This window comes from Micromonospora sp. M51, assembly GCF_018070305.1.
In the GTDB taxonomy this organism is placed as follows: Bacteria; Actinomycetota; Actinomycetes; order Mycobacteriales; family Micromonosporaceae; genus Micromonospora; species Micromonospora parva.
In genome coordinates, this window is record NZ_JAGPXZ010000446.1 from 1 (window position 1) to 5,075 (window position 5,075).

General features: G+C 68.5%; 9 protein-coding genes. All 9 read right to left on the bottom strand.

Annotated elements, in window-relative coordinates; genetic code table 11:
- The coding region (locus KBX53_RS21700; protein WP_247676004.1) for a bL17 family ribosomal protein at positions 1 to 235 on the bottom strand (235 nt) is incomplete at its 3' end.
- 34 nt (positions 236 to 269) lie between these two features.
- The gene (locus KBX53_RS21705; protein WP_007465227.1) at positions 270 to 1,292 is read right to left on the bottom strand and encodes a DNA-directed RNA polymerase subunit alpha; all 1,023 of its coding nucleotides are present in this window, start codon (positions 1,290 to 1,292) and stop codon (positions 270 to 272) included.
- Between the two features lie 98 nt (positions 1,293 to 1,390).
- Positions 1,391 to 2,017, bottom strand: coding sequence for a 30S ribosomal protein S4 (gene rpsD, locus KBX53_RS21710; RefSeq protein ID WP_030329921.1), 627 nt, complete (start codon positions 2,015 to 2,017; stop codon positions 1,391 to 1,393).
- 13 nt (positions 2,018 to 2,030) lie between these two features.
- Positions 2,031 to 2,438, bottom strand: coding sequence for a 30S ribosomal protein S11 (gene rpsK, locus KBX53_RS21715; protein ID WP_030329919.1), 408 nt, complete (start codon positions 2,436 to 2,438; stop codon positions 2,031 to 2,033).
- 87 nt (positions 2,439 to 2,525) lie between these two features.
- Positions 2,526 to 2,906 (bottom strand): 30S ribosomal protein S13, encoded by a 381-nt coding sequence (gene rpsM, locus KBX53_RS21720; protein ID WP_030329917.1) that lies wholly within the window; start codon positions 2,904 to 2,906, stop codon positions 2,526 to 2,528.
- Between the two features lie 266 nt (positions 2,907 to 3,172).
- Positions 3,173 to 3,286: a 50S ribosomal protein L36 gene (gene rpmJ / locus KBX53_RS21725; RefSeq protein ID WP_043965539.1), complete on the bottom strand. Its 114-nt coding sequence runs from the start codon at positions 3,284 to 3,286 to the stop codon at positions 3,173 to 3,175.
- Positions 3,287 to 3,377: 91 nt separating this feature from the next.
- A complete protein-coding gene (gene infA / locus KBX53_RS21730; protein WP_007073013.1) occupies positions 3,378 to 3,599 on the bottom strand; it encodes a translation initiation factor IF-1 in 222 nt (73 codons plus the stop codon).
- 333 nt (positions 3,600 to 3,932) lie between these two features.
- A complete protein-coding gene (locus KBX53_RS21735) occupies positions 3,933 to 4,475 on the bottom strand; it encodes a DUF1707 domain-containing protein (RefSeq protein ID WP_209444510.1) in 543 nt (180 codons plus the stop codon).
- Between the two features lie 135 nt (positions 4,476 to 4,610).
- The coding region (locus tag KBX53_RS21740; protein ID WP_210861293.1) for a M24 family metallopeptidase at positions 4,611 to 5,075 on the bottom strand (465 nt) is incomplete at its 5' end.

Consider the following 5,075-nt stretch of genomic DNA (forward strand, 5'->3'; position numbering starts at 1 on the left):
GGGCGTAGACGACGTCCTTGTCCTTGACGACACCCAGCACCCGACGCCGCGAGGCGAGGTCACCGCGCTTGGCCTTGGTGATGAGCTGCTCGGCCAGCGGGCGCAGCCGCCGGGCCTTCGTCTCGGTGGTCTGGATCTTGCCGTGCTGGAACAGCGCGGTCGCCAGGTTGGCGAGCATCAGCCGCTCGTGCGAGGGGCTGCCGCCGAGGCGGGGGCCCTTGGTGGGCGTGGGCATTTTTGGTGCTCCTCAGTTGTGGCGGCAGCGCGGACTAGAGCTGCTCGGTCTCGCGGTAGTCGTCGGTGTCGTAGTCGGCCTCGCCGAAGGTGTCCACGACGTGCGCCGGGTCAAAGTTCGGAGCCGAGTCCTTCAGCCCGAGACCCATCCCGGCGAGCTTCATCTTGACCTCGTCGATCGACTTCTGACCGAAGTTGCGGATGTCGAGGAGGTCGGCCTCGGTACGCCCGATGAGCTCACCAACGGAGTTGATGCCCTCGCGCTTGAGGCAGTTGTAGGAGCGGACGGTGAGGTCCAGCTCCTCGATCGGCAGAGCGAGGTCCGCCGCCAGCTGGGCGTCCTGCGGGGACGGCCCGATGTCGATGCCCTCGGCGGTCTCGTCCAGCTCCCGGGCGAGCCCGAACAGCTCCACCAGCGTCGAACCGGCGGAGGCCAGCGCGGTACGCGGGCCCATCGACGGCTTGGTCTCGACGTCGATGATCAGCCGGTCGAAGTCGGTGCGCTGCTCGACACGGGTCGCCTCGACGCGGTAGGTCACCTTCAGCACCGGCGAGTAGATCGAGTCGACCGGGATGCGGCCGATCTCGGCGCCGGACTGCTTGTTCTGCGCCGCCGTCACGTAGCCCCGGCCCCGCTCGACGGTCAGCTCCATGTCGAGCCGGCCCTTGCCGTTCAGGGTGGCGAGCTTCAGATCCGGGTTGTGCACCGAGACGCCGGCCGGCGGCTGGATGTCGCCCGCCGTCACGTCGCCCGGGCCCTGCTTACGCAGGTACATGCTGACCGGCTCGTCGTGCTCGGAGCTGACGCACAGCTCCTTGATGTTCATGACGAGCTCGACCACGTCCTCCTTGACACCGGGGATCGTGGTGAACTCGTGCAGCACACCGTCGATCTTGATCGAGGTGACGGCCGCGCCCGGGATCGACGACAGCAGCGTACGCCGCAGCGAGTTGCCCAGGGTGTAGCCGAAGCCCGGCTCCAGCGGCTCGATGGCGAACCGCGACCGGGTCTCGTTGATCGACTCCTCGGAGAGGGAGGGTCGCTGGCTGATGAGCATCTTTTCTCTTCTCTTCCGGGACGCCCGCTATTTGACGCCCACGACACAAACTGTTCCGGTGGCCCGCCCAAGCGGGCGGGCCACCGCAACGAGCCCGACTACTTGGAGTAGAGCTCGACGATCAACTGCTCCTGGACCTGCGTGTCGATGACCTGCCGGGCCGGGAGGGAGTGCACGAGCACCTTCATCTGGCTCGGGATGGCCTCAAGCCACGCCGGAACCGTCTTCGAGCCGGCCTGAGCCTGCGCGACGATGAACGGGGTGAGCTCCTTGCTCTTGCCCCGAACCTCGATGATGTCGTGCTCCTTGACGCGGTACGACGGGATGTCGACCTTCTTGCCGTTCACCGTGAAGTGACCGTGCTTGACCAGCTGGCGGGCCATGTCCCGCGAGTGGGCGAAGCCGGCCCGGTAAACGACGTTGTCCAGCCGCGACTCGAGGATCTGCAGGAGGACCTCACCGGTCTTGGCCTGCTTGCCGACGGCTTCCTCGTAGTAACCGCGGAACTGCTTCTCCAGCACGCCGTAGACGCGGCGGGCCTTCTGCTTCTCGCGGAGCTGGAGCAGGTACTCCGTCTCCTTCGTGCGGCCGCGGCCGTGCTGCCCGGGCGGGAACGGCCGGGACTCGAACGGGCACTTCGGACCATCGCACTTGCTGCCCTTGAGGAACAGCTTCATCTTCTCCCGCCGGCAACGGCGGCAGTCTGCACCGGTGTAACGAGCCATCTCTCTCTACCTCTCAGACCCGGCGACGCTTCGGCGGACGGCACCCGTTGTGCGGCTGCGGGGTGACGTCGGCGATCTGCCCGACCTCAAGGCCCACTGCCTGCAGCGAACGGATGGCGGTTTCCCGGCCGGAGCCGGGGCCCTTGACGAACACGTCGACCTTGCGCATGCCGTGCTCCATGGCGCGACGCGCGGCAGCCTCGGCGGCCAGCTGCGCGGCGAACGGAGTCGACTTGCGGGAGCCCTTGAAGCCGACCTGGCCGGCGGAGGCCCAGGAGATGACCGCACCGGTCGGGTCCGTGATGGACACGATGGTGTTGTTGAACGTGCTCTTGATGTGCGCCTGCCCGTGGGCGACGTTCTTGCGTTCCTTGCGCCGGACCTTCTTTACAGCGGCTCCGGCACGAGCCTTCGGTGGCATAAGTCTGTGCGCTCCTAGTTGACTTTCCGGACTGGGTTGCGGACTGGCCCGCCTCGGCGGCGACCGACCCCGTCATCCGGTTAAGAACTACTTCTTGCCGGGCTTCTTCTTGCCGGCGACGGTCCGCTTCGGGCCCTTGCGGGTCCGGGCGTTGGTCTTGGTCCGCTGGCCACGCACGGGCAGGCCCCGGCGGTGCCGGATGCCGGCGTAGCAGCCGATCTCGACCTTGCGGCGGATGTCAGCGGCGACCTCGCGGCGCAGGTCGCCTTCAACCTTGTAGTTGCCCTCGATGTGGTCGCGGAGCTGCACGAGCTCCTCGTCCGTGAGGTCCCGAGCGCGCTTGTCCGGCGAGATGCCGGTGGCGGCGAGCGTCTCCAGGGCGCGGGTGCGACCGACCCCGAAGATGTAGGTGAGCGCGATCTCCAACCGCTTTTCGCGGGGGAGATCCACGCCGACTAGACGTGCCATGTGCGGGCGTACTCCTCGTGATGTGTGGCGGAGGTGTGGACCCGTCCCACCCCGCTACCGGCCGTCCCGTCCTTCCGACGCGATCAGCGCCGGCGACCGGGATCGGTCGCTGCCCAAGCGGGCCCCGGCCTCCGACCGGGGGTCAGCCACGAGGGAGTACGCATCGCGTACCGCTCGCGGCTGGGACGAGCATGTGTGATGTGTGTGTCGCTGGGGATCTGCCGGGACCAACGCCACCCGGCCGTGCTCCGGCCGGACGGGCTGAGTCAGCCCTGGCGCTGCTTGTGGCGCGGGTCGCTGCAGATGACCATGACCCGGCCGTGCCGGCGGATAACCCGGCACTTGTTGCAGATCCTCTTGACGCTCGGCTTGACCTTCACGGTTGCCTTACTTCCCATCTGGCCCGGGGACGCGCGTTGCGCGACACCGGACGTCGAAGACGGACACGGGACTTCCCGGCCGTCGTCAGGACTACTTGTAGCGGTAGACGATGCGCCCGCGGGTCAGGTCGTACGGCGAAAGTTCGACGACGACCCGGTCCTCCGGAAGGATGCGGATGTAGTGCTGCCGCATCTTGCCGCTGATGTGAGCCAACACCTTGTGGCCGTTCGCGAGCTCCACCCGGAACATGGCGTTCGGCAGGGGCTCGATGACCCGACCCTCGATCTCAATGGCTCCGTCTTTTTTCGGCATGTCCTCCGCTGTCCTGACGTCGATTGCTCCGGGCGGCCCACAACGTCTTACACGGAAATCTGATCAGAATCAGAAGCCCGCGCCAGCCGCGGCTCCAGCTCCCACCGAAGCGCAGGGTGGGCATGCCGGAGTGGACGCTGTGCGCCGATCTGAAAGTGTACGCCGGCCTGCAGTCCGCCGCCAAACCGGCCACCCCCCACCCCGCGCGTCGCCCCCACGGCTCCCATCCCCAGTTCCGTTGATCATGAAGTTGTTGCCACGAATCGCCGGTGCCGGTGGCAGTAACTTCATGATCAACGCGGGAAGAGTGGGAGCCGAGCCGGGGGGCCGGGGTTATTGGGGGGTGTCGGGGTTGATGGCGCGCTTTGCCTGTTTGCGTTCCTGGCGGCGCTGCCGCTTGATGGCCTCGCGCCGGGGCTCTCCCCCGGCCAGTCCCGTGACGGTGCGGATCACCAGCACCGCGCCCCACGGCCCGGCCACCCAGGCCGGCCAGAAGTGCTGCAGGTCCTGGCTGAGCAGTGACGCCACCGCCCAGATGGTCACCACGATGGCAATCACCCGCAGGTACGGGAACCACACCTCGGCCAACCAGCGGGCGGTGGCACCCCGGGTGGCCGTCTGACCGGGCTGGTCACCCAGCAGGCCCACGGTCGGGGCGGTCGCCGGCGCCAGACCCGACCGCTGCGCCGGCGTCACCGGCGGCAGGTCGGCGAGCAGGACCTTCAGGTCGGCGTACGTGCGTGCGGCGTAGGCCCGCTGCAACCGCTCGTCGTACTCGTGCAGGTCCAGCCGGCCCTCCTCGAGGGCGACCCGCAACCGGTCGGCCACCGCCGCACGGTCCGAGTCAGCGGCTCGCATCCCGTCGCGCCCGTCCATGCCGGCAAGCATGCCACCGTCGCGCCAGTCCGCCCGACCCCCGACCCTGGTCGATCATGAAGTTGTTGCCAGTCTCACCGGCGTGTCGGGGCAACAACTTCATGCTCAACGGGCGGAACGAGGACCCTGGGAGGGTTAGGGGGTTGTTGAGGCGGCAGGTTGGCGGGCGGTCACCAGGTCGCCCAGGCGGGCGCGGCCTCCGTCGAAGGCGGTGAGCACCCAGACCCCGTCCGGCAGCAACGCCATCGAGTGCTCGACGTGCGCGGCCACCGAGCCGTCCCGGGTGACGACCGTCCACCCGTCGGCCAACTCGACGGTACGCGGCGACGCCATGGTGATCATCGGCTCGATCGCCAGCGCCATCCCGGGAACCAGACGCGGGCCCTTGCCCGGCCGGCCGTGGTTGAGCACGTGCGGGTCCTGATGCATCTCGGTCCCGATGCCGTGCCCGCCGTAACCGTCGACGATGCCGTACCGACCGCCCTTGCGCACAGCGGTCTCCACCGCGTGCGAGATGTCGGTGAGGCGGCCCTTGCCGCTCGCCGCGCCCCGGGCGGCGGCGGCGATGCCGGCCCACATGGCGTCGTCGGCGACATCGGC